Annotated in this window: 23 protein-coding genes; 13 read left to right on the top strand and 10 right to left on the bottom strand. The window is 68.9% G+C overall.

Annotated elements, in window-relative coordinates; genetic code table 11:
- Positions 1-135: 135 nt before the first annotated feature.
- Positions 136-1,404: an MFS transporter gene (locus IEY84_RS23590; protein WP_183543190.1), complete on the bottom strand. Its 1,269-nt coding sequence runs from the start codon at positions 1,402-1,404 to the stop codon at positions 136-138.
- Positions 1,405-1,564: 160 nt separating this feature from the next.
- Positions 1,565-1,738 (bottom strand): hypothetical protein, encoded by a 174-nt coding sequence (locus tag IEY84_RS23585; protein WP_183543191.1) that lies wholly within the window; start codon positions 1,736-1,738, stop codon positions 1,565-1,567.
- A 467-nt stretch (positions 1,739-2,205) separates the two neighbouring features.
- Between IEY84_RS23585 and IEY84_RS23580 the strand changes: the two genes are divergently transcribed.
- The 10 genes from IEY84_RS23580 to IEY84_RS23535 all read left to right on the top strand — a co-directional run bounded on the left by IEY84_RS23580 (position 2,206) and on the right by IEY84_RS23535 (position 15,277).
- Positions 2,206-2,472, top strand: a complete 267-nt coding sequence (locus IEY84_RS23580) for a hypothetical protein (protein WP_091043078.1) — start codon at positions 2,206-2,208, stop codon at positions 2,470-2,472.
- Between the two features lie 39 nt (positions 2,473-2,511).
- The gene (locus IEY84_RS23575; RefSeq protein WP_183543192.1) at positions 2,512-3,759 is read left to right on the top strand and encodes a hypothetical protein; all 1,248 of its coding nucleotides are present in this window, start codon (positions 2,512-2,514) and stop codon (positions 3,757-3,759) included.
- Positions 3,756-6,464, top strand: coding sequence for an ATP-binding protein (locus tag IEY84_RS23570; protein ID WP_183543193.1), 2,709 nt, complete (start codon positions 3,756-3,758; stop codon positions 6,462-6,464). Before IEY84_RS23575 ends, IEY84_RS23570 begins: the two co-directional genes overlap by 4 nt.
- The gene (locus IEY84_RS23565) at positions 6,464-8,578 is read left to right on the top strand and encodes a hypothetical protein (protein WP_183543195.1); all 2,115 of its coding nucleotides are present in this window, start codon (positions 6,464-6,466) and stop codon (positions 8,576-8,578) included. Before IEY84_RS23570 ends, IEY84_RS23565 begins: the two co-directional genes overlap by 1 nt.
- Positions 8,578-9,117: a hypothetical protein gene (locus IEY84_RS23560; protein ID WP_183543197.1), complete on the top strand. Its 540-nt coding sequence runs from the start codon at positions 8,578-8,580 to the stop codon at positions 9,115-9,117. Before IEY84_RS23565 ends, IEY84_RS23560 begins: the two co-directional genes overlap by 1 nt.
- A gap of 12 nt (positions 9,118-9,129) precedes the next feature.
- Complete coding sequence (locus tag IEY84_RS23555) at positions 9,130-11,100, top strand: peptidoglycan DD-metalloendopeptidase family protein (protein ID WP_229788953.1); 1,971 nt, start codon at positions 9,130-9,132, stop codon at positions 11,098-11,100.
- Between the two features lie 146 nt (positions 11,101-11,246).
- Positions 11,247-12,287 carry an AMP-binding protein gene (locus IEY84_RS23550; protein ID WP_183543201.1) on the top strand — a complete coding sequence of 347 codons (1,041 nt, stop codon included), beginning with the start codon at positions 11,247-11,249 and terminating at the stop codon, positions 12,285-12,287.
- On the top strand, positions 12,284-13,282 hold the full coding sequence (locus IEY84_RS23545; protein ID WP_183543203.1) for an o-succinylbenzoate synthase: 999 nt from the start codon (positions 12,284-12,286) through the stop codon (positions 13,280-13,282). The genes IEY84_RS23550 and IEY84_RS23545 overlap by 4 nt, the downstream gene beginning before the upstream one ends.
- Complete coding sequence (gene menD, locus IEY84_RS23540) at positions 13,266-14,870, top strand: 2-succinyl-5-enolpyruvyl-6-hydroxy-3-cyclohexene-1-carboxylic-acid synthase (protein ID WP_183543205.1); 1,605 nt, start codon at positions 13,266-13,268, stop codon at positions 14,868-14,870. Before IEY84_RS23545 ends, menD begins: the two co-directional genes overlap by 17 nt.
- A gap of 35 nt (positions 14,871-14,905) precedes the next feature.
- Positions 14,906-15,277, top strand: coding sequence for a hypothetical protein (locus tag IEY84_RS23535; RefSeq protein WP_183543207.1), 372 nt, complete (start codon positions 14,906-14,908; stop codon positions 15,275-15,277).
- On the opposite strand, the gene IEY84_RS23530 is transcribed toward IEY84_RS23535, so the two are convergent.
- From IEY84_RS23530 to IEY84_RS23510, 5 genes are all read right to left on the bottom strand, one after another.
- Positions 15,278-15,496 (bottom strand): helix-turn-helix domain-containing protein, encoded by a 219-nt coding sequence (locus IEY84_RS23530; protein ID WP_183543209.1) that lies wholly within the window; start codon positions 15,494-15,496, stop codon positions 15,278-15,280.
- Positions 15,493-16,152: a DUF2975 domain-containing protein gene (locus IEY84_RS23525; RefSeq protein ID WP_183543211.1), complete on the bottom strand. Its 660-nt coding sequence runs from the start codon at positions 16,150-16,152 to the stop codon at positions 15,493-15,495. Before IEY84_RS23525 ends, IEY84_RS23530 begins: the two co-directional genes overlap by 4 nt.
- A gap of 63 nt (positions 16,153-16,215) precedes the next feature.
- Entirely contained in the window at positions 16,216-16,794 is a 579-nt protein-coding gene (locus tag IEY84_RS23520) for a TIGR03086 family metal-binding protein (protein WP_229788950.1), read from the bottom strand.
- The gene (locus tag IEY84_RS23515; RefSeq protein ID WP_183543213.1) at positions 16,791-17,279 is read right to left on the bottom strand and encodes an SRPBCC family protein; all 489 of its coding nucleotides are present in this window, start codon (positions 17,277-17,279) and stop codon (positions 16,791-16,793) included. The genes IEY84_RS23520 and IEY84_RS23515 overlap by 4 nt, the downstream gene beginning before the upstream one ends.
- The gene (locus tag IEY84_RS23510; RefSeq protein WP_183543215.1) at positions 17,276-17,641 is read right to left on the bottom strand and encodes a metalloregulator ArsR/SmtB family transcription factor; all 366 of its coding nucleotides are present in this window, start codon (positions 17,639-17,641) and stop codon (positions 17,276-17,278) included. The genes IEY84_RS23515 and IEY84_RS23510 overlap by 4 nt, the downstream gene beginning before the upstream one ends.
- Before the next feature lie 202 nt (positions 17,642-17,843).
- Here IEY84_RS23510 and IEY84_RS23505 point away from each other — a divergent pair, with 202 nt between their 5' ends.
- Together IEY84_RS23505 and IEY84_RS23500 are read left to right on the top strand one after the other, a co-directional pair.
- Positions 17,844-18,674 carry a GH25 family lysozyme gene (locus IEY84_RS23505; protein WP_183543217.1) on the top strand — a complete coding sequence of 277 codons (831 nt, stop codon included), beginning with the start codon at positions 17,844-17,846 and terminating at the stop codon, positions 18,672-18,674.
- Positions 18,675-19,275: 601 nt separating this feature from the next.
- The gene (locus tag IEY84_RS23500) at positions 19,276-20,538 is read left to right on the top strand and encodes an HNH endonuclease signature motif containing protein (protein WP_183543219.1); all 1,263 of its coding nucleotides are present in this window, start codon (positions 19,276-19,278) and stop codon (positions 20,536-20,538) included.
- A gap of 441 nt (positions 20,539-20,979) precedes the next feature.
- Here IEY84_RS23500 and IEY84_RS23495 read toward each other — a convergent pair whose 3' ends face one another.
- Genes IEY84_RS23495 through IEY84_RS23485 form a run of 3 tightly spaced genes read right to left on the bottom strand, consistent with a single transcriptional unit; the run spans position 20,980 to position 23,170 of the window.
- Positions 20,980-21,258 (bottom strand): YciI family protein, encoded by a 279-nt coding sequence (locus tag IEY84_RS23495; protein WP_183543221.1) that lies wholly within the window; start codon positions 21,256-21,258, stop codon positions 20,980-20,982.
- The gene (locus tag IEY84_RS23490) at positions 21,258-21,890 is read right to left on the bottom strand and encodes an MBL fold metallo-hydrolase (protein ID WP_183543223.1); all 633 of its coding nucleotides are present in this window, start codon (positions 21,888-21,890) and stop codon (positions 21,258-21,260) included. Before IEY84_RS23490 ends, IEY84_RS23495 begins: the two co-directional genes overlap by 1 nt.
- A 29-nt stretch (positions 21,891-21,919) precedes the next feature.
- Positions 21,920-23,170: an isochorismate synthase gene (locus IEY84_RS23485; RefSeq protein ID WP_183543225.1), complete on the bottom strand. Its 1,251-nt coding sequence runs from the start codon at positions 23,168-23,170 to the stop codon at positions 21,920-21,922.
- A 108-nt stretch (positions 23,171-23,278) separates the two neighbouring features.
- On the opposite strand from IEY84_RS23485, the gene IEY84_RS23480 reads away from it, so the two are divergent.
- Positions 23,279-23,860, top strand: coding sequence for a hypothetical protein (locus IEY84_RS23480; RefSeq protein WP_183543227.1), 582 nt, complete (start codon positions 23,279-23,281; stop codon positions 23,858-23,860).
- Positions 23,861-23,863 lie beyond the last annotated feature (3 nt).

The following is a 23,863-nucleotide window of genomic DNA, read 5'->3' as shown; positions in this document are numbered from 1 at the left end:
CCGCCGCGGGGCGACCCTGTGGATGGTGAGCGGCCCGACGCAGGGGCTGGCGGAGGTGTAACACGCTGTTCGTAGCACTATCCGGTCGTTCATTTAGGGCGAGTAGTACTACGAACGACGTGTTACACGAACCGCCTACACCAACTCAGCCACAGCTGGCTGCGCCCGCCGCGCCAGGTAGCGCTCGGCGGCGCGGGCGGAGGGGTGGACGCCGATCGCGGCGACGACGATGATCCCCGCGATGATGGCCCAGCCGAGGTGGCCGAGCTCCATCGCCAGGAAGGTGTACGCCGCCGGGGCCCAGACGGTGCCGAGGGTGTGGCCGACCTGGGCGGCACCCTGGTAGTCGCCACGGTGCTCCGGGTCGGAGAGGTCGGCGATCAGTCCCCATTCGCCGGCGGACTGGAAGAGCTCGGCGCCGGTGACGGTCACATGGCCGAGCCAGACCAACGCGATCGTGAGCAGGCCGACGGTGTCGTGGGTGATCGCGATGATGCCGCAGGAGGCGAGGAAGCAGAGCGCACCCCGGCGCTGCGCGCGAAGCGACGTCGCGACGTCGGTCACTCCGCGGGCGGCGATCACCTGCAGCCCGACCGCCATGACGGTGTTCGTGCCGAACAGCCAGGCCAGCAGCACCCGCGGGGCGTCGGTCTCTTGGACGAGCCACAGCGGGATGACGACGTTGAGCAGGACCTGGTGGGTGCCGAGGACGCCGTCGAAGAAGGTCGTGGCGAGGAACGCGCGGTTGCGCAGGGCGCCGAGGCGGTCGCGTACGTCCCTCTTCAGGTCGCCGGGGGAGGCAGCCGCAGCGAGGCGGGGGAGGCGCGAGATCCAGTAGGCGTTGACCAGGAGCACCACGGCAGTCAGGAGCGGGATGGCCTTGATCAGCGTGTTGGAGTCGGCGGCCAGGGCGAGGCCGCTGGCCAGGGCGCCCAGCGTGTAGCCGACGTTGCGGGCGGCGCGCATGTAGGCGAAGGAGCGCACCCGGGTCGCCGCGGGGAAGACCGAGATCCGATAGGCGTCGCGACCCGACCGCTGCCATGAGGAGGCGAGCGCGAGGAGGACCTCGACGGCTACGTACGCGGCGAAGTTGCCCACTAGGACCCAGGCGCCGAACAGCAGCGCCTGGAGGATGGCGCCGGCGATCCAGCTGAACCGGGTGCCCAGACGATCCGCGAGTCGGCCCAGGGGGACGGCGAACAAGAAGGTTGCGACGCCCGCGATCGTGAGACCGAGGCCGACCTGTGCGGCGGAGAGGCCGACGACCTGGGTGAAGAAGACCGCCGAGCCGGTGAGAAAGGTGCCTTCGGCGAAGGCCGACAGCACCGACTGGTACGACATCGCCCGGATGAGCGGGTCGTTTGAGAGGACCTTGTCCCTCAACCGGATGAAGCGAGAGGACAAGGCGACTCCGAACTATCTTGACATCGAGACAAGCGCAGTCTTGTCATTGCCTGGTCCGACGTCAAACAGTTATCTGTGCTGGTCGGTCCCACACCGGGCAGCCAGAGAAAAGGAGTCCATCGCACCGACGCTCGCGCGTCGGCGTAGGTTGCGGTCGAGGTCAGCGGGTGGAGCCCTCGATGGTGCCGATCACGCCGCCGAAGACGTCGGTGGTGACGCCCCAGATGCCGCTCGCGATAGCAGAGATCGTGTTGGTCAGCCCCTGCGGATCGGTGAACAGCCAGAACCCGACGAACAGAACGCCGATGACGATGAAGATCTTCTTCTTGTCCATGTGAGCTCGTCCTCCCGAGAAATCCGATTGAATGTATGTAAATTCGCGAACCCGGACGCAAGCGCGCGAACTTCGCGAGGATGCACCGGGATATAGGTTCCCCGAAGTTGGCATCCCCTCGCAAGGATACGGTCAAGGAGACCATCAGGCGGGACGACGTGGCGCCCATCGGTCCGGTGGGTGGCATGAACCGGGCCGAGCACCGTGCCACAGGTCCCGTATGTGCGCCATGAGGCCGTGTCGTCAGGTGGAACGAGGTGCGCAGTGGCGGTCTGAGGACTACGCTCGTCTCACATGGCGGTGGCGTTTGTCCAGAATGCCGATGCCCGGGAGTTCGCGTCAGTGCACAGGAGGGGCAAGGGCGCCTCCACCCACCGGTGCCGCATGGGGCTGCGCCGGACGGGACAACCGAATACTTCCGGACGTGTCCGGCAACCACACCTCACCTCGGGAAAGGGAGCAGAGCAATGGCACCGCACCAGCTGATTCAAAGTACGACGCAGGCCGCCGAGTACGGCACCGGCGGCCTGGCCGAGTGGATCACCGACAACATCATCACCCTGGTCGTGCTGATCCTGGGCGTCACTGTCCTGTGGGCTGCCCGCAGCGGCAACATCTCCAAGGCCGTCACGATCGTCGGCGGCCTCATCATCGGTCTCGGCGTCCTCGGCCTGGCCGTGGGCAACAACGCCACGGACCTTGGTCAGTGGATGGCTGGTCTCTTCAAGGGGTGAACCCGGTCCCGTTAGCTAACCCAGGGAGGGATCTCGGGGATGAGGCTGCCTGACGACGACGAGCTGTACGAGGTCGACCAGACCTATCTCGGTCCTCCTCGTCGCTACATCGGGGAGATGCGTTATCGAACCATCTTCCTCTTCCTGGTGATCGCACCAGTGACGCTTGTGCTGCTGCGCAAGCTCGGCATGCCGGTGACGCTGCTCAGCATGGGTCTGTGGCTGCTCGGCGCCTCCTACCTCTCGATGAAGGCCTCCGACTACATCAGCGCCGAGAGTTCTGCCGGTGCCTGGCTGATGACCTTCTGGCACGAGCTGACGACGCCGCGTGTGGAGACCGGCGCCCAGTACGCAGGTGGTGCAGCGGTCGCCTTCCGGCACGCGACCAGCCCGCGGGGCGGTTGGGCCAAAGCAATGCGCCGACCGGGTCGCCGTTTCGCGCAGCAACCCGGCACCGCCGCCTCACCGAGCCTGCTGCAGGCGACGGTCGTCGCCTCGAAGCAAAGCACCGCGTCGCGGCCGGTACGCGGCAAGGCAGCGCCGGTGCGACCGGTGATCGAGGCGAAGGTCGTCGAGGAGCCGCTCCCGGCCAAGCTCACGGTCCAGCCCGAGGTCCAGCCGGCGACGCGGCAGCAGGCCGGCGGCGGACGTCCGGCGAAGGGTGGCTGGTCGAGCAGGCCGACCACGTCGCCGCGCGAGCCCCGCGACGTACCGTGGAAGGGCGGAGCACCGTGGCAGGCCCGGCAGGAGACGACCGGAGAGAAGGCGCGAAGCGCGCGCCGAGGGCAGCCGGCCGCGGTTGCGGAGCAGGCAGAAGCCGCTGCGCCGACCAGGCCGACAGCTCCTCGTACGCCCCAGGCGCCTGCCACGGAATCCGCTACCCCCACTGCTCCACCGGCCCCACCCGTCACTCCGCCGGTCACGCCGCAGCCGGCCCCGCCGGTCCCGCAGCCGGCCCCGCCGGCCCCTCGATCTGCTCCGCATTCCGCCCCGCCTCCGAGTCCGGCGCAGGCTCCGGCGCAGGCTCCGGCGCCGTCTCCGGCGCCGAGGTCCCACGAGGAACCGGCCCAGAAGGCAGCCAGACTGCCGCTGTCTCATGCCGTCAGACCTGCCGTGGTGATCGCGCCGGAGCCGGGGTTCGACGAGTTCGACGATGAACCCTCGGGTCGCACCCGCCCGAGAGAAGATCAGGACGCGCAGGCGTCGCCAGATGGGCGCCGGCAGAGCATGGACGACTACCGCAAGCGCCTCGACGGCGACGCACCCGATGACGGAGGAACCGCATGAGGCGGCCGCGAACGGAGCGGGCCTACGGGCCTGGCTTCGAGAAGCCCAAGTCGGGACGCAAGAGCGTCTTCGGCCGGGGCGGCGACGACTCGAAGGGAGTCCGTGAGCCGAGAGGCGACAAGTGGGCGCTGGAGGAGGTGCGTGGTCACCTCACCTTCACCGGCGACCGCATCATCGCCTGGTATCTCGCCGAGCCACAGACTTGGTCGTTCCGTGCTCACGCCGACCTCGAGGCGCTGATCACCGACCAGGCCAGCCAGCTGGCAGACCTGGTCGGCAACACCGTCCACGGCCGGGTCACCACCCGCCCCTATCCCGTACGCCACTGGGCGCACGCCGCGTTCGCGAACGCTCCCGACCCGCAGCCCGGGTTCGAGGAGATGATGGCGCGCAACCAGGCCCACATGGCGGCCCACAGCCAGGCCGACAAGCTCGTCTACTACGGCGTCGACCTCGGCCGGCGCGACGCGACGGTGCGTACGCTGGCGAAGTTCTCCGCCGGGGCGGCCGAACGTGAGATGGCCGCGATCAGCGAGCGCCTCGACACGGTCAACCGGGTGATGTCGCGTCCGGGCTTCTCGGCGCGTCCGGCGGTCGGTCACGACATGGAGTGGATGATCGCCCGGTCGCTCTCGCTGGGCGCCAAGATCCCTGTGCCCGAGCCGGGCGAGGCCCAGCAGAACTTCCTCGACACCGACGACATGGCCGAGTGGTTCGAGTCGGTGGCGTGGTCGGCGGAGCCGTTGGCGCCGACCGTGCAGGTGACCAGCAGCATCGGCGGCCGCCAGGAGACCAGCCACGTGTGCGTGCTGACCGTCTCCCGGATCGGCGACATCGAGGTGCCGGAGACCCATGCGCCATGGATGGCGAAGACCGATGCGCTCGGCTTCCCGGTGGAGTGGTCCTTCCGGGTCGAGCCGCGCTCGCCGGAGGACGTCTCCCGCGAGATGGCGTCGCTGACCCGCCGCATCGACGGCCAGGTCAGCCACTGGTCCGACGACCACGGCAAGCGGCCTCCCAAGCAGCTCACCCGCCAGGCGGGCCGCGCCGCCGACGTCGAGGACGAGATGCGCTCGGAGTTCACCGGCCTGTCCACGCGGACCAGGGGCTGGTACCGGATCGCCGTCACCGGCCGCACCGAGGCCGAGGCGCTCGACAAGGCGCAGAAGGTCGTCGACCTCTACCGGCCGCAGATCAAGATCACTCGCCAGTTGGGGCAGTATCACCTGGCCCGCGAGTTCGTCCCGGGCGAGCCGCTCGCGTCGACCGCCCACGCCCGGAAGTTCCCGGTCCTCAAGGTCGCCGCCGGGCTCCCGGCGGTCACCGCAGAGGTCGGTGACAAGCGTGGCTTCTATCTCGGCGAGACCTCCGCGATGGCGTCGCGGGCCGTGCTGATGGACCCGTGGTACCTGACCGAGGTCATGGAGCAGGCGGGCCTGATCCCGCTCATCGGCACGCCCGGTTCGGGCAAGTCGACCCTGATGGGTGTCGTCATCTACATGTCGATCCTGTCCGGCATCCACGGGGTCGCGATGGACCCAGCGGGTCGACTGCAGCGGTTGATGACGTTGCCCGAGATCGGCGGCGGCGTGTTCAACGGCCAGCAGGTGCCCGCCCGCGCCCGCAGCGTGGACGTCCTCGGCGGTCGCCCGGGAAGCCTGTCCCCGTACGCCGTCGTTCCCGACCCCAACCCCGAGCTGATCCGGGCCGAGGCGATGTCGGACCACGAGTTCGCCGAGCGGCTCCACCGGGAGCGGTCGGCCGCCGTGCAGCAGCGCCGCGACCTGACGGTCTCCGTGCTCCGCTCCTGCCTCCCGGTCGGACTGGCCAACAACGAGGAGGTGCTCAAGCGCATCCGCGCCCGCGTCATGGAGGCGCAGGCCGACCGTGGCGCCGACACCTCGACGATCGTGAAGATGCTCTTCGAGGGCGACGGCGGTGACCACGAGATCGGCCGCGAGCTCGCCGCCGCTCGTGAGCGCGAGCTCGGCCGGCTCTTCTTCGGCAACGACTTCCTCCAGTCCGACGAGGAGCTGAAGGGCACGCCGTTCACCTTCTACAACCTCAAGGGCCTCAACACCCCGCCCGAGCACGTCTCGCGCGAGGAGTGGAGCGCGGAGGAGCAGATGGCGCGCCCGATCATGACCCTCGCGGCCTGGTCCGCGCTCCACCTGATCTACCGCAGCGATCCCAACGAGCGGAAGCTGTTCGCCCTCGACGAGGCCCACGAGGTCACCCAGGGTTCGGGAGGCACGGGTCGTGCCCTCGTGCACAAGCTCTCCAGCGACTCCCGCAAGAACAACTGTGCCGCGCTGGTCTCCACCCAGAACGCCTCCGCGATCCTGGGCTCCGACATCAACAACTTCGTCGGGGCGGCCTTCGTGGGACGTACGCAGGACGAGAGCGCCCAGCGAGACGCGCTCAAGCTCCTCGGCAAGCCCGAGGGTCTGGGTTACGAGTCGATCCTGGCGCGGCTCTCGCCGCGCACCCGGCGCGGCGACGAGCAGCTGGGCTACCGGGAGTTCATCTACCGCGACGGTCTCGGTGGCGACACCGGTCACGGCGGCATGGAGATCATCAAGGTCACGCTCAACCACCACCCGGGTCTGCAGGAGGCGCTCAACACCACCGCCGACCCCACGCGACGCGTCAGCCGGGCCATCGGCGGCGGTGCGTCCGATCTTTCCGGGGACGGGATGGGCTGATGCCTCCGCGCTCCGCTCGCCACAGGACAGCCCTGCGCCGCAGGGCGGCTGCTTTCGTCGTACTCGTGGTCGCTCTTCTGTCCGTCGCCGGACCGGCGGCAGCGGGGCCGAAGGGGATCGACATCCCGATCCCGTTCGACCCGACGGGTGGGCTCTCGGGTGTGAGCGATGCGTGCAACAACCTGGATGCGCCGATGCCGGCCTCGCCGTACGGGGACGGCAGCTTCATCGTGCGGATGACGGCGTTGGGGGCGGCTTCGAAGGTCGGCACAGAGCTGAACGACCCGGAGAAGGTCAACGACGAGCTGGATCCGTTCCGCAACAAGGACGAGGTCTCGCTGGAGTCGGCCTACGGCACGAGTCCGCAGTGGTGGACCTACGACAACGGGTGCACCGGCCAGTTCATCGCCGGGGCGGGCACCTCGCTGGGCAATATCCTGCTCGAGATCTCCGGGATCCTGCCGAACTGGTCCCACGCACTGTTGAACGCGGTGATCGGGGAGAACTCCTTCCTCAAGACCCTCGACGGGCCGATCGTGGCCGCGTCCAAGGCGGTCACCGACGGGGTGTGGGCACCGTGGGTGAGCGTCGTGCTGCTGCTGGTGGCGGCGACGGTGATGATCCGTGCGCGTGATGGCCGGTTCTCGAGGGCGGTGACCGCGGCGGGCTGGGCGCTGGGTGTGCTGGTGGTGACCTCGTGGCTGATCCAGTATCCGGTGGAGTCGACCGAGCTGGTCGACGACGGGGTGCGGTCGGCGACCGGGATGATCGCGACCGGGTTCAACGACGGCCGGACGGTGCCGGGGGTCAACGACGACAAGTTCGGTGAGACCGACGCCGTCGAGGCTGTCGACAGCCAGATGGATGACGTGGTCCGCTCGACGCAGTACCGCACCTGGCTGGCGGGTGCGTTCGGCGACCCGGACTCGGCCACGGCGAAGCGTTACGGGCCGCGAGTGTTCCGGTCGACGCACTTCTCCTGGCAGGAGTACGACGCCTACCGCAAGGACCCCAACGGCGACGGCAAGAAGGTCCTGGAGGCCAAGCAGGATGCCTTCAAGGAGCACGCCGAGGCCGTCAAGAAGTCCGACCCGGTGGCGTATGAGTACTTCAAGGGCGAGCACTGGTCCCAGCGGGCGACCACGGCCTTGGTGAATCTCTTCGTGGTCGTGGTGGTGTGCGGGTTCCTGCTGGTCGCGGGGCTGGCGATCCTGCTCTCGTTCGCGCTGATCCGGTTGATCGTGCCGTTCGCGCCGGCTGCCGGGGTGCTGTTCATGCTCGACCACACCCGTGACGCGGCGGTGGCGATGCTGAAACGGGTGGTGGGTCCGTTGGTGATGGGGCCGATCTACTTCCTGGTCGCGTTGCTGCTGCTGCGGTTCGACTCGGCGATCCTGACCACCGACATGTGGTTCGTGCTCAAGCTGGGGCTGATCGCCGTGCTGACCGTGCTGGCCTGGCGACTGACCCGCCCCGCTGCGTACGGGATCCCGATCCCGGGCATGGGCCGGCTGACATCGATGCTGTCCTCGTACGCCGGTGCCCGGACGGGCACCGAGGCAGGGGTCCGCGACGCGACCTCCGACCTGCAGCCGGCCGCGGGCGGGACCGGATCCGTCTCGAGCCCCGGTGGGGTCTACATGCCCGGCCAGGAGCTGACCGGGGGCCGACCGTCGATGGTCGCCGAGCAGGTCCCCGGACAGACGCAGGAGGCGAGGGCCGGAGCGTTGGGCGCCGCGGCGAGCGTCCCGGTTGCGTACGCCCTGGGGGCGTCGTCGGGCGACAAGGACGGTGAGCAGGTCGCCACCCAATGGATGGACTCGCGCTCCGCCGAGCGGGACGAGCCGGCCTCCCGGGACGAGGGGCCTTCCGGCCGCGCCGGGCAGGTCTACACCCAGGACCGCCCCGCGGCACCGAGCCCTGTCGACTACACCGCCGGCGCCTACGCCGACCGCGAACCGGAGCCGCCGCGACAGTCTCCTGTGGCGGAGGCCAACGTCGACTACGACTCGGACGGCAACCCGGTCTTCGTCATCTACTCGCCGAACGGGAACCGCTCGGTGCCCGTCGACAACAGCTCGAGCTGGCGGCCAACTGAAGGAGGAGCCCGGTAGTGCGGTCGACAACGACGCGCGGTGTGCTGTGGGAGGTCATCGCGCCGCTGCTCAGGTGGCCCATGAGGTCGCCGTTCCGGTTCTTCTCGGTGGTTGTCGGCATCGTCTTCGTCATCTGGGTCATCGCCCAGTGGAGCGACGCACCCGACGCGGAGCCGGCCGCGCAGCCGGAACGCGGAGCCTCGGCCTCGGCCTCGGCGGGAGCGAGCGGCTCCGCCGGTGCGTCCCCGGCTCCCGTCCCGGACCCGGGCGCCGCCGCGACCAAGTTCGTCACGGCGTGGGCGCGCCCCGACCTGACCAGCGAACAGTGGTGGGCGGGCATCAACGCTGCCAACCCTGACGAGTCGTTGGCCCAGGCGCTGGGCCCGACCGACCCCGCCACGGTGCCCGCCACGAAGGTCGTCGGTGCTCCGAAGGTGCTGGAGCAGACCGACTCCGAGGCACGTGTCGAGGTCACCACCGACGGCCCGAAGGTCATCGTCTACCTGACACTGATCAACAACGTCTGGTACGTCGCCAACATCCTCCCGGGAGGCTAGACCGTGCCTGCCATGCTGATCGCCAAAGCGCGCCTGATCTGGGGACTCGTGGCCGCCGCCGCCACGCTGGTCCTGGTGGTCACGGGTGCCTTGGTGATCTTGATCGGGGGCTTGGCGAGCACGGAGCAGAGCAATCAGGACCAGGCCGAGTCGGGCTGCGTCGGCGGGACCAACGCGATCGCCACCGGCGGCGGGACCGGCGTCGACGGTGAGACGCCGGAGGGCAGCGTCTCCGGCTTCACCAACGAGCAGATCCAGAACGCTCGTACGATCGTGGCGGTCGGCAAGCAGTCCGGCGTCCCCGCCTACGGATGGGTGATCGCACTCGCGACCGCGATGCAGGAGAGCACTCTGCGCAACATCAACTACGGCGACCGCGACTCGGTGGGTCTCTTCCAGCAGCGTCCGATCTCCGGCTGGGGCTCGGTCGCCGACATCATGAACCCGGTCAAGTCCGCCCAGGCGTTCTACGGCGTGGCCGCCCACACCGGCAACACCGGTCTCCTGGACATCGCCGGCTGGCGCAAGATGCAGGTCACCGCGGCCGCCCAGGCGGTGCAGCGATCCGCCTTCCCGCTCGCGTACGCCCAGCACGAGGACGAGGCACGCGCCCTCGTCGCTGCGCTCGCCGACGGGGTCTCGGCGGCGGACCTGACGGCCACCGCGACCGACGTGGCCTGCACGATCGGCATGGCCGGGATCAGCACCTCCGTCGTACGTCCCATCCAGGCCGGTCTCGCGCTCGACAACGACAACTACGGCAACGCCGGCTCCAACTGGGCCAACATGCACACCGGCAACGACTACTCCTCGCCGTGCGGCACACCCGTTCAGGCCGCCCACGGCGGCACGATCGTGCTCGAGTCCGGCGGTGGCTGGGGCTGGTCAGGGCGCTGGCTGGTGAAGGTGCAGACGGCGCCGGGCAACCTGACCACGTGGTACGGCCACATGCAGTCGCTCTCCGTGCAGGAAGGTCAGGCGGTGAAGGCCGGGCAGGTCATCGGGCAGGTCGGCAGCGAGGGCAACTCGACCGGCTGCCACCTCCACTTCGAGGTGCACCCGCACGGTGGCGGCTACCTGCAGGACCAGGTCGATCCGGCGGCGTGGCTCAAGAAGAACATCGGCAAGACCCTCGAGGCGAGCAAGCAGGTCGCAGGGCTTCCTGGCATCGGTCAGCGCGGCGCGGGGCAGCCGGGGCAGCCAGGTGCCTCCCCGGCGGCGGTCTCCGGCCCTCAGGTGCGCCTGGCACAGGCCAACATCAAGGTCTCGATGTCGCGCTCGAGATACCGATCGGACCTGGCGACGGTGTTGAGGCACGGGCCCGACTTCGTCTCGCTGAACGAGGCCCAGTCGCGCTCGGTCTCGGACATCTCGGTGCGAGGCTACGGCTCCTACCGCGCCTCGGCGGACGAGTACGGCAACCGCAGCCAGGCACTCAGCCCGGTGGTCATGTGGCGGACCGACCGTTGGGTCGCGGTCGACAAGGGCGTCGTACAGCTCACCAAGCCGGTCTCCGGGGCCAAGAACGACGACCGGTACGCCACCTGGGTGGTCCTGGCGAGCAGCGACGGCTCCGGCCGCATCTCCGTCATCTCGACCCACACGATGACCTCGCCCGCGAAGAGCCCCCAGGCGCGTAAGAACGAGGCGCAGCGCGGCTTCGCCAAGCTGGCCGGGTTGGCGCAGGGCCTGCAGAAGTACGGCCCGGTGCTGATCGCCGGCGACCTCAACTCCCCCTACCCGCGCAGCGGCGGCAACGGAGACCCATGGGGGCCGAAGCCGTTGATGACCAAGGCCGGGATGACCTCCTCCTTCGAGACCCTCGGCGCGCCCCCGCAGGGCTGGGCCACCCACGATGGCGGCGGCACCATCGACTGGCTCCTCGGGTCGAGCTCGACCGCCACCCCCACCCGCCACGCCACGTTCCGGCTGGAGTCCGACCACCACGGCCTGGTCGCCGACTACAAGATCCGCGGCCAGTAGCGGCGCCTGCGCCACGTGTAACACGTCGTTCGTAGTACTACTCGCCCGTTATAACGACCGGATAGACCCACGAACAGCGTGTTACAGCCCGCGGGCCCCACCGGCCGAGCGCGAACCCCCGCCCGGCAGGGGATAGCGTTTGCCTCATGAACGACGCGGTGGAACGGGCTCAGAGCACCGTCGCTGCGATGGCCGAATGGCTCCGCGGAGGCGGCCCGGAGCACTGGGTCGTGGAGACCTCGGGATCGACCGGCACACCCAAGCGGGTGATGCTGTCGCGGGAGGCCGTGAAGGCGTCCGCAGCGGCGTCGGCGCGACGCGTCGGGGCGAGCGGGCAATGGCTGCTGACGCTCCCGGACTCGTACGTCGCCGGGGCCAACGTGATCGCCAGGTCGCTGCTGGCTGGGCACGAGCCGGTGATCGCCGCGGCCTACGGGGCGTTCGCGGATGCCGCGGCGGCTATGAAGGAGGGGCCTCGGTTCGTCTCGATGGTCCCGACCCAGTTGCACCGGATCGTCGAGTCCGGCGGCGACGACCTCGCCGCGCTGGCAGGGTTCCACACGCTGCTGCTCGGCGGCGGTCCGATCGACCCGTCGCTGCGGGCCCGGGCCGAGGCGGCCGGGGTCGACGTCGTCGCCACCTACGGTTCTGCTGAGACCTGCGGTGGCTGCGTCTACGACGCGATGCCGCTGGACGGTGTCGGGATCGCGATCGGCAGCGACGGCCGGGTACGGATCAGCGGCCCGACACTCTTCGACGGCTATCAGGACGACCCCGAGCAGACCGAGAAATCCCTGGTGGACGGCTGGTTCCTCACCTCCGACGCCGGCACCCTGGACGAGGACGGCCGGCTTCGGATCCTCGGCCGGATCGACGACATGGTGATCACCGGTGGCGTGAAGGTACCGGCGGCGCTCGTCGCCAGAAGGCTCCGCGAACACCCGGCGGTCGAGGCCGCGGAGGCCCTCGGCACCCCCGACGAGGAGTGGGGCCAGCGACTGGTCGCCTTCGTCGTCGGTGACATCGACGCCGCCGCCGTCCGCGACTGGGTCGCCGCGGAGCACCCTCGTTCCTGGGCGCCACGACAGCTCGTCGCGCTCGACGAGATCCCGCTCCTCGGCAACGGAAAGCCCGACCGACAGGCACTCCTCGCGCTGGCCACGACCAACGACGCGGAGGCACGATGACCGACCAGGTGCACGTCTTCGCCCTCCCGATGACCACCCGCTTCCGGGGGATCACCGAGCGTGAGGGCCTCGTCTTCGCGGGCACAGGCGGGTGGGGCGAGTGGTCGCCGTTCCTCGACTACGACACCCCCGAGATCGAGCCCTGGCTGCGCTGCGCCGAGGAGGCGGCCGCGGGGGACTGGCCGGCGCCCGTGCGCGAGTCGGTCCCCGTGAACGCCACCGTCCCGGCCGTCGGGCCCGAGCGCGCCCACGAGATCGTGAGCCGCTCGGGGTGTGCGACCGCCAAGGTGAAGGTTGCCGACCCGGGTCAGAGCCTGGCCGACGACATCGCCCGCGTCGAGGCGGTCCGGGACGCGCTCGGGCCTACCGGTCGGGTGCGGATCGACGTCAACGGGCTCTGGACGGTCGACGAGGCGCTCGCGGCGATCAAGGTGCTGGACCGCGCCGCCGGCGGGTTGGAGTATGTCGAGCAGCCCTGCCTCACGGTCGAGGAGCTCGCCGAGGTACGCCGCAAGGTGAACGTCCCGATAGCGGCGGACGAGTCGATCCGGCGAGCGGCGGACCCCTATCGCGTACGCGACCTCGAGGCCGCCGACGTGGCTGTGCTGAAGGTGCAGCCCCTGGGCGGCGTACGTGCCTGTCTGCGGATCGCCGAGGACATCGAGCTGCCGTGTGTGGTCTCCTCGGCGCTGGAGACCTCGGTCGGGATGGCTGCCGGGATCGCCCTGGCGGCGGCGCTGCCGGAGCTTCCCTACGCATGTGGGTTGGGCACCGTCTCGATGTTCCACGAGGACCTCGTCGTCACCTCGCTCCTTCCGTCCGGTGGTGTTCTGCCCGTGCTCGGGGCCTCGCCCGCGCCGGAGCGTCTGGAGACGGATCCGGCCTTGCGCGCGACACCCGAGCGCGCGGCCTTCTGGAGCAAGCGGCTGGCGGACGTCCTCGCCTACCGGCAGAACCAGAACGGCGAAAGGAACATCCGTGGCTACGGCAACTGAGGTCGCCCGGGCGGTCGTCACCGCGCTCATCGAGGCACGGGTCACCGATGTCGTCATCGCGCCGGGCTCGCGCAACGCACCGCTCTCGTTCGCCGTCTTCGACGCCGCGAACGCGGGGCTCCTGCGCCTGCACACCAGGATCGATGAGCGGTCCGCCGGCTTCTTCGCGCTCGGCCTGACGAAGGTGGGCTCCCGTGCGGCGGTGATGTGCACCTCGGGCACCGCCGTCGCCAACCTGCACCCGGCGGTTCTCGAGGCTGCCCACGCGGGGGTCCCGCTGGCGGTCGTCACTGCAGACCGGCCGGCTCGCCTTCGCGAGACCGGAGCCAACCAGGTCACCGACCAGGTCGGGATCTTCGGCAGGCTGATCGACACCGTCGACCTGGCCGAGGTGCCGGCCGAGGATGTCGTCGAGGCCCTCGACTCCGCCCGTGGCCCCGTCCATTGGAACCTCCAGCTCGACGTCCCGCTCACCCCGCCCGACCGGTGGAGGCCGGAGAGGATCGAGGTCCGTCCGGAGCCGGTACGCCCGGAGCTGATGATCTACGAGTCGATCCCGACCGGCGCCGAGGCGCCGCGTACGGTCGTCGTCGCCGGTGACGACGCCGGCCCGCCCTCCCGCATCCTGGCCCAGGACGGCGGCTGGCCGCTGCTCGCCGAGCCCTCGTCCGGTGCCCGCACCGGCGAGAACGCCTTGCGCACCTACCGGCTGCTGCTGGAATCACCGCTCGCCGAGCGGATCGAGCGGGTCGTCGTCTACGGCCACCCGACCCTGTCGCGGCCGGTCGCCGACCTGCTCGCGCGGCGCGACGTCGAGATCATCGCCGCCCCGGTCGCGGGCGCCTGGCCCGGCCGCCCGTTCCGGGTCGATCGCACGATCCGGACCCGGCTCCACGTCGATGGCGAGCCCGACCCGGCCTGGCTGGAGGAATGGCAGGAAGCCGACCGCACCCTCGGTCGCCAGGTGGACCGGTTGCTGCACGAGCAGCAGGAGATGACTGCGTACGACGTCGCCGGCTGTGTCGCCCGGGCCCTGCCCGACGGCGGGCTGCTGATGCTCGGCCCCTCGAATCCCGTACGCGACCTGGACCTGATGATGCGACCCAACCGTGTCGGCGGGCGACGGAAGGTGCTGGCCAACCGCGGGCTGGCCGGTATCGACGGCATCGTCTCGACGGCGATCGGCGCCGCCGTCGGCCGGCGGTCCTCGACGCGTGCGCTCGCGCTGATGGGTGACGTCACCTTCCTGCACGACGCGGGCGGTCTCCTGCTCGGCCCTGAGGAGGTCCGCCCCGACCTCACCATCGTGGTCGCCAACGACGACGGCGGCTCGATCTTCGCCTCGCTCGAGCAGGGCGCCGACGACTACGCGGACAGCTTCGAGCGGCTCTTCGGCACCCCGCACGGGACCTCGCTGGAGTCGCTCTGCGCCGCCCACCGCATCCCGCACCTCAGGGTCGGCTCCGTGCCGGAGCTCGAAGCAGCCCTCGCCTCTCCCAACGGCGGCCTCGAAGTGGTTGAGGCCGCCGTCTCCCGCGACAGCCGACGCGAGCTCGACCTCGCCATCCGTGGCCTCGCGCGTTCCTGAGTCCGGGCCCGGGCGCGGCGTGGGACAGTGAGCGGGTGAGCGAACAAGGGCAGCCCCAATGGCCGACCGTGGTGCCGTACGTGGAGTCCTACTCGGGTGCGACGCGGGTGATGACTCTGGAGATGGCATCGACTGCGAAGGAGAAGTTCATCGCCGCGATGCCGCCGATCGTGGCGATCGACGGGCGTGACTACTGGGTCTACTGGGGCCAGGTCAGCTTCGAGATCCCCGCCGAGCGAACTTGCCACGTCAGCGTGCGCTGTGAGGGCGGACAGAGTGGTGGGCAGTACTCGCAGGATCTCGGATTCCGTGTCGCCTCAGCCCTGCTCCCACCCGGGGCGGAGCCGGTGCGGATGCAGTATGTGTGCCACTTCGCTTCCGGCGTCGGATCGCTGACCATGCCCTGATCAGCGTTCGTCGACCTGGAGCAGGTCGCCGGGCTGGCATTGGAGGACGTCGCAGATCGCCGTGAGCGTCGAGAAGCGGATCGCGCGCGCTCGGCCGTTCTTGAGGATCGACGCATTGGCCAGCGTGATCCCGATCCGGTCGGCGAGCTCGGTGAGCGTCATGCCGCGCTCCTCGAGGAGGGAGTCGAGGTGCACGGTGACGCGGTGGTCGTTGGTCATATGGTGAGTGCAACGTCATCCTGCAGGGCTGCTCCGCGGTACATCACGCGGCTGAAGGTGAGGGCACAGATCCCCAGGATCAGCGGCGTCCAGTCGGGTCCGCCGATGCTGGTCACTTCCATGGTCCAGGCCAGCTCGAGGACGGGTGCGGCCGCCGATGCCATGAAGATGCCGTTGCCGATGTCGGTGCCGACCGGAGCGATGAACGCCATGGCGATCAGAAACCACCCCAGCGTACGGGTGAGCTTGGCCGGAACCGCAGTGAAGATCCCGTCCCGGCGGGCTGCCCTGATGACTCGACGTGCGAGCAGGCAGGCGCCGATCAGAAGCATCATGCTGAGAATCGAGCCGACCGAGGCGGCCCACTGCATGGCCCAGCTCGGGTTCTGGGTGCAGAACATCGTCCCTGACGTCTGGAGGCTCGAGCCCGGCTTGGCGAGTGGCTCCGCGGGCGCGTCATCCTCACCGACACTCGCCATGAACGACTCGGCTTCGACGCATACGTGGTCTGAGAAGGAGAAGAGCTGAGCGCCGTCGGCCTTGCCGAACAGGTGCAGGCCGGTGACGACCGCGCTGAAGAGAGCGAACGTGACGATGAGTGCAAAAACGACATCGACCAAAGTGCTCAGTGGCGCCAACGGGTCACGGCCGGCCATGGCGGCTCCTTATCGTTCCTCGATGATATCGAGAGACGATAAGGCATCCGCCGGTCTCGTGCGTCAGGTTCTGTCTTTCCAGTAGGGGTTTCGGCCGATGAAGCCGAGGAGCTGCTCCTGCGGGGTGGCGTCCGCGGCGACCTCGAACCTGGGGCCGAACTGGCCGGAGCCGCGCATCGCGTCCTCCATGGCAGCCGCGCCGGCCAGCATGGCCGCGGCGCGCTCGGCACCGAGGTCGAAGTCGCGGCCGAGGGCGCGGGAGAGGTCCCAGGAGTGCATCCAGACGTCGGGGGTGTAGATCTCCGAGAGGGTCACGTCGAGCGGCTTGTCGCCCGTGTGAGGGTTGGACGCCATCAGGCCGGCGGGGTCGTCGAAGAGGGCCTGGATGTCGGCGGTGTGGGTCTTCCAGGCAGCGGCCGGGTCGGCCGCGACGTCGAGCGGTGCCAGATCCACACCGGCCGATCCCTGGAGGAAGCCGCGCGACCACTCGACAAGGTGCGAGACGACGTCCAGGGCGGTCCAGGCTGCGACCGGGCTGGGGCGGGCCCAGTCCTCGGCGGCCCGGACGGAGTCGACGATCTCGGCGAACCGGGCTGCGTCGTACGCGTGCTGCTCGCCCATGCTCAGCTCGGTCGAGCTCATGCCAGCTCCGCCAGGAGCTCGTCGAGCTGCTCGTACCCCTGGTTGACGCCGGTGTCCATGCCGCTGGCCATGATCGTGGCCTGGATCTCGAAGGACTCCACGACGCTGAGACCGGTCAGGCGGGTGCGGCCGCCAGGGAGAGGCTCGAGGGTGAGGAACTCCAGCGAGACCCCGTCGGGCGCACCGCGCCAGGTGAAGGTCTGCACGATGCGCTCGTTCTCGCGCACCTCGTGGAAGCTGCCGAAGAACTGGGTGAACTCGTCACCGTCACGCTCGGCCGAGTAGGCCCATGAGCCGCCGGTGCGGAAGTCCCACTCGGTGATGTTCATGCCGATGTCGCGCGGACCGACCCACTTGGCGTAGAGGTCCTTCTCGGCGTGCGCGCGGAAGACGAGCTCCGGGGGAGCGTCGAACTCGCGGACGATGGTGATCGTCGGGGTCTCCGTGGAGGCCTCGATCGTGGTCTCGTGCTTCGTGGTGGTCATGATGCGTCCTGTTCTCGTGATTGCTGTCGTGAGGTTTCTCGTGTGCTGTCCTGCATCTCGTCGAGCAGCGCGTCCAGTCGGCGGTAGCGCTCCTCGGCCTGTTGTTGGTATCGATCGATCCACTTCGTCATGAGGTCGAACACCTCCGCTTCGAGACGTACGGGGGCACGGCGCGACTCGCGGCTCACCAGGCCGGCGTCCTCGAGCACCTTGAGGTGCTTGGAGACTGCCTGGAGGCTGACGTCGTAGGGCGCCGCCAGCTCGCCGACCGTCGCGTCGGCCGACGAGAGCCGGGCGACGAGATCACGCCGCGTCGGGTCGGCCAGGGCCGCAAAGACTCGGGAGAGTCTGTCCTCGCTCATCTGGTACTCCTCAACCATTTGGTTGACAACGAGGCTAAGTGGCGACGTACGCTGATGTCAACCATTTGGTTGAGTAATCGGGTTACTCGAAAACATTCCCGGGGGGACATCGGTTGCGGCACCATGTTTTCCCAGTGCAGTGCAGATTCCTCCTCGGGAAAGGCCCCCGCCCATGAGTCCTTCGCGCCGCAGATCCATGAGAGTGACCGCCGTAGCCGCCGGTCTCCTCCTCGCTGTCTCCCTCTCTCCGACCCAGTCCGCTGTCGCGGCCGAGAAGAACGACCGCCAGCTCACCCAGAAGGCCAGGTCTCACGGCGTCACGCTGAAAGACGGGGCGTACGTCGGCTGGTCGACGCCTGGCTCGCACGCCAAGGGCGGCGTGCCTGGCGAGACCCCGATCACCGCCCAGGCGACCGTGAGCGGCATGGACGTCTCTGGCCACCAGGGCAACGTCGACTGGGCCTACTGGTGGGGCCAGGGCAAACGGTTCGCCTATATCAAGGCCACCGAGGGCAGCTACTACCGCAACAGCACCTACTTCCCGCAGCAGTACAACGGCTCGTACAACCAGGGCTTCATCCGCGGCGCCTACCACTTCGCCAACCCGTCCGACTCCGGCGGCGCCGCCCAGGCCGACTACTTCGTCAACAACGGTGGCGGTTGGTCGGCCGACGGCAAGACCCTGCCCGGGGTGCTCGACATCGAGTACAACCCATACAGCGGTGGCACCTGCTACGGCCTCTCGCAAGCCTCGATGCGCTCGTGGATCTCGGCCTTCCTGAGCCGCTACCGCGCCCGCACCGGGCGTGACGCGGTCATCTACACGACCACCGACTGGTGGACGACCTGCACCGGCAACACCTCGCAGTTCTCGGCTGCTCATCCGTTGTGGATCGCTCGCTATGCCTCTACGCCGGGGGCTCTGCCGGCGGGGTGGGGGTATTACACCTTCTGGCAATACACCTCGTCGCCGTTGGATCAGAACACTTTCAACGGGTCGCAGGAGCGGCTTCGGGCGCTTGCTCTGGGGTGAGCTGTTTCGCTCTCGGGGTCGAGGTTGGCCAGAGGCCTCCTCGGCCCCGTCCCTGGTGGTCGAACTTGTCGATACCTCCCCACCCCCGCTGGTCGAGCCGCTGCCCCCGTTGGTCGAGCCGCTGGCCCCCGTTGGTCGAGCCGCTGCCCCCGTTGGTCGAGCCGCCGGAGCCGCTAGGCGGAGGCGTGTCGAGACCAACACGGCTCCCTGCCGGAACGTCCCACCCGAAGGCTGGCCTGGGCCGCCGACCCTTCTTTGAGGGTCTTCTCGACGAACCCCGGAGTCAAGGACGGCCTGCGGCCGCCGGCTACGCCGGCCGCTACCGCGGTCCTTGACACCGGTGCCCGCCGAGAAAAAGATTTGGCTGGCTATCGGGGCGGCGGCCCGGGTGTGGCGCAGCGGAATCTTGCTTCGAACGGGTGCTGTCGTGGGGCGGGAGGGTGGCCCTTCGGGCCACTTACCATCCACAGGTTTGAGGCCGTTCGCTCACCGCGAAAAGAGCCTTTGAACTGGGAAAATATGTGTTCAGAAAAGTGGATCAGGAGTAGAATCAGACCCGTCACAACACGCCTCTGAGCACACTCGGAGAGGAGGGGCGGCGATGAGTCTCGAACCAGAGATCAACCACTGGGGTATCAACCCTGAGGACCCGATCGATGCAGAGCTCGCTGCCCTCGAGTCGTCTCTCGACAACCTTCTCACTAGGGATCCTGTCTATTGGCGCACCGATGAGAAGAAAGACCGGCTCAAGCGCCTGGAGATCATCCAGGCCAAGCAAGCCGCGTTGAAGCTCCGGATCCTCGCTGTGTCCGGCGACATCGCCGAGGAGACCGGCTCCAAAGACGCCTCGGGGTGGATGCTGACCGAACTACTGGTCGACAAGAAGATCGGACGCTCCGAGGTGAAACTCGCTGCCGCGGTGAGCAGATACGAGCTCGTAGCTGCCGGCCTCGCCGAGGGTGTCATCTCTCAGGACAAGGCGAGGGTGATCGTCAAGGCCCTCGAGGCGATCGAGGCCCACCCCGAAGCCAGTCGCGAGAACCTGGTCCTGGCGGAGAAGCTGCTGGTCGAGTACGCCACCGAGATGAGCGCCACCAAGCTCGAGATCATCGGGAAGCGGATCCTGGTCGAGGTCGACCCCGAACGCTTCGAGGCCGCCGAAGCCAAAGCACTCCAGCGCGAGGAAGAACGCGCCCAACGCCGCACCTTCTTCACCTCTCGTGCCAACGGGGACGGGACCGTGGAGATCCACGCCCGGGTCTCGACCGCTGTCGCGATGAGGCTCCGCACGATGCTGGACTCGTTGGCCCAGCCCCGGAAGCTGTCTGCGGAGAACCGTGGCCGCAAGACCCCCTATGACCGGCTCCTGGGGCAGGCGTTCGCCCGAGTGATCGAGACCTACGACGTCGACCAGCTCCCCCGCCATGGTGGCCACGCCACCACGGTGTTCATCACCATGAACATCGAAGACCTCCGCAGGGACCTCGGTACCGCCGCGTTGGGGTTCGACGGGGACCAGATCACCGCCGCCGAGGCCCGTCGGATGGCATGCAACGCCGACCTCATCCCCGTCGTGCTCGGCAGCGACTCCGAGATCCTCGACTTCGGCCGCAGCATCCGCCTGGCCCACCCGGTCCAACACCGGGCACTACGACTACGCGACAAGTGCTGCCAAGCCGAAGACTGCGACGCACCAGCAGCCTGGACCGAAGCGCATCATCTGAAACCCTGGTCCGAAGGCGGACTCACGAATCTGGCCAACATGGTCTTGTTGTGTCCCAGCGACCATCGCCGGATCCACGACCCCGACTACGCGCATGAGCGGCTCCCGGATGGACGGATCCGGTTCACCCGCCGCGCCTAACTGTCCCGGCGCGCGCCCTGGCTCGACCTTGTGAAACCTTCACAAGGTCGGACCCTCTGTCATAGCCAACGGCCAAGCGACCCCGCCGCGGCCACCGAGCGCCGGGGCGCCCTTGTGAATGCTTCACAAAGCGTCATCGTCTAGTGCAGTCCCTCGGGACTGGGCCTCACCGACAGATCCTGCCAACCACGACCCCCAAACCCGCACCCAATCCAATATCGCTGCGCCATACCCTGCCGCCGACCCGATAACCAGCCAAATATTCTCGACGGATCACGGAGTCAAGGATCGCCGAAGGCGACCGGCGAAGCCGGCGGCCGAAGGCCGTCCTTGACGCCGGGATTCGGCGTGAACACCATCCACAACGGGTCGGCGGCCCCAACAAAACGAAGAAGACCAACTCCGCGCCCGCAGCCCGACCATTCCGGCGACCAGGAAACCTTAGAGCCCCAACTGGTCCTTCCAAGACCCAAGAACCGGCGTCCACTCGAAGACCCGGCGCTCCTTGATCAACCCGGCCGCAAGGAACGGGTCCTCGTCCACGGCAGCCTCGACCGTCGCGATCACGCCCTCGAAGAGGAGCAGGCCGGAGCCGTCGGAGGTGGGGCCGGAGAGGACCAGGTCGGGGCGGCCGGCCAGGAAGTCCCGGTGGGCGCCGAGGTGCTCGGCGCGTACGTCGGGGAGGTCGTTGTAGGTGTACAGGACCGCGATGAGGGCCATCAGAGGTCAGCCCCGTCCGCGAGGCGTACGTAACCGCGCTCGGCCGGGATCAGGTTGGCCGCCTGGGTGTCGAAGACGCCGGAGCCGAACTCGGAGTAGACCCGGTCGTGGATCGCGACGGTGCGGGAGGCGCCGACCTCGCGGGCGAAGTCGATCAGCTCGGAGGAGCGGGCCCACGGCGCGGAGACGGGCAGGAAGAGTACGTCGACCGCCTCACCCGGACCGTCGAGTGCATCGCCGGGGTGGAAGAGCCTCGTGTCCCCGGCCTGGATCAGGTAGCCCGAGTTGTCGAAGTGGGGCAGGTCGGCGTGGATCACCGCGTGCTTCTCGTTGACAGCTGTGACCGGGAGCCCGGCGTCGAACGACTCGCCCGGCTTCACGACCGTGGTGCGCTCGTGGACAGCGGGCGCGCTCTTCAGGATCTGCGCCGCGACCGCGCCGATCGTGTAGACGGGAGCGTCGCTTCCCTCCAGGAGTGCCGGGTTGTAGTGGTCGGGGTGCTCGTGGGTGATCAGCACCGCCGTCGCGCCGTCCATGGCCTCGGGCTGGGAGAACACGCCCGGGTCGACGACGACCACTGCTCCGTCGTGCTCGATCCGGACACAGGCATGACCGAACTTCGTGATCCTCATGCCGCCGAATCTATCGCGCCGACGGAAGCTCAGGAGAGGGCGTCGCGGATGGGGACGAACTTGGCCTGGGTCTCGGCCAGCTCGGTCTCCGGGTCGGAGCTGGCCACGATGCCGCAGCCGGCGAAGAGGCGAGCGGTGCGGTCGTCGATCATCTCGGCCGAACGCAGCGCGATGCCCCACTCGCCGTCACCGGAGGCATCCATCCAGCCGACCGGTCCGGCGTAGCGGGCGCGTTCCATCGACTCGATCTCGGCGATGAGCGCGACGGCGTCCTCGCGCGGGGTGCCGCCGACCGCAGCCGAGGGGTGCAGCGCGGCAGCCAGATCGAGCGAGCTCACCCCGTCGCTGGCCACCCCGGTGATGTCGGTGGCGAGGTGCATCACGTTGGGGAGCTTGAGCACGAAGGGAGCCTCGGGCACGTTCATCGAGGAGCAGTGCGGTTCCAGGGCATCGGCGACCGACCTGGCGGCGTACTCGTGCTCCTCGAGGTTCTTCGACGACTCGGCCAGCGACGCGGCGAGGGCGTGGTCCAGGTTCTCCTCGCCGGTCGGCCAGATCGTGCCTGCGAGCACGCGGGAGGTGACCAGGCCGCGCTCGCGGCGTACGAGCAGCTCCGGGGTCGCACCGAACAGGTCGTCGACGTGGAACGTCCAGCAGGTCGGGTACGCAGCAGCCAGCCGCCGCAGCACGGCGCGGATGTCGATCGGCGCACTGGCCGCGGCCAGGAGGTCGCGGGCGAGGACGACCTTGTCGAGGTCGCCGTCCTGGAGCCGGGAGACGGCGTCCGCGACGATCCGCATCCAGTGCTCGCTGTCGACGTAGGCGTCGGCGAAGACGACGTCGCGCGGCGCTTCCGGCGGGGAGGTCGGCGTCAGCTGAGGAGGCGGCGCGGCGGCCGGCCCGACGGTGGTCACCCACGCGACGTCACCCCGCTTGCCGACGACGACCGAGGGCACCTTGAGAACGGAGAAGCCCGGCAGGTCCGCGAAGGCGAAGGAGCCGAACCCGACGAGCCCGGTGCCGGGCTCGCCCACGTCGTCCGACAGCGTGGAGACGGCGGTGAGCTCGTCGAACCACTTGGCGGCGTGCGCGAACCGCTCCGGTCCGGACGTACGGATCTCGGCGGCGGTTCCCCAGCCGACCAGGCCCTCGCCGTGGCGGACCCAGGACAGCACGCGCCGTCGCGCAGGCAGCAGCGCGAGCAGGTCGTCGAGCGTCTCCGAGCCTGCGTCGAGTGCCACGGTGGTGGCTACCAGGGACTGCTGCTCCGACTCACTCACGCCCCCAGAGTATCGGCGTGGTGTCGGCGGCGACGAGTCGAAGTGATGTATGTGGCAGGACGGCCCCGTTTGTCATCCGTCACCATGTGGGTTGTAGCGTGCGCTGGCGTGAGTACCAACAAAGAGCAGTCGTTCATCGCAGAGAACGGCATCACCCTCGGCATCATCGCCTTGGCCCTCTTCGTCGTGCTGGGCGTTGGCCTGCCACGGTGGGTTGGCGACTCCGAATCCCACTCCAGTGCGAAGATCACGCTCCCGGAGACGCTGTCCGGCGGCTACAAGCCCGCCGACGAGAAGTCCTCCTACGACCTCGACGTGATCAAGAAGCAGGGTGCGTCCGAGGAGCAGCTGGACCTGTTCATCAAGCAGAACGCCGCCAGCTCCAAGACCGAGGACCGCAACGTCTCCGACGCGCTCGGTTTCTCGATGGCCACCCGCACCTACATCACCGACGACATGAAGAAGTCCGTGATGATCCGCGCGTTCGCCGGTGACGGCAGCGCCTACTACGGTGGCGGCGAGGTCTCCAAGGTCGGCGACAACGTCTGCTACTCCAGCGCCGACCAGCAGACCGGTCAGACCCAGGCGACCTGCTCGCACGCCTCCAGCGACCTGACCGTCCAGGCGACCGCTGCCTCGAAGAAGGACGCGGCGAAGTACGCCGACGAGATCTTCGAGAAGCTGGCCTGAGTT

It is taken from the genome of Nocardioides albus, assembly GCF_014648255.1.
Classification (GTDB): Bacteria; Actinomycetota; Actinomycetes; order Propionibacteriales; family Nocardioidaceae; genus Nocardioides; species Nocardioides albus.
The sequence above is the reverse complement of the archived record's forward strand: the minus strand, read 5'-3'. Positions and strand labels throughout refer to the sequence as shown.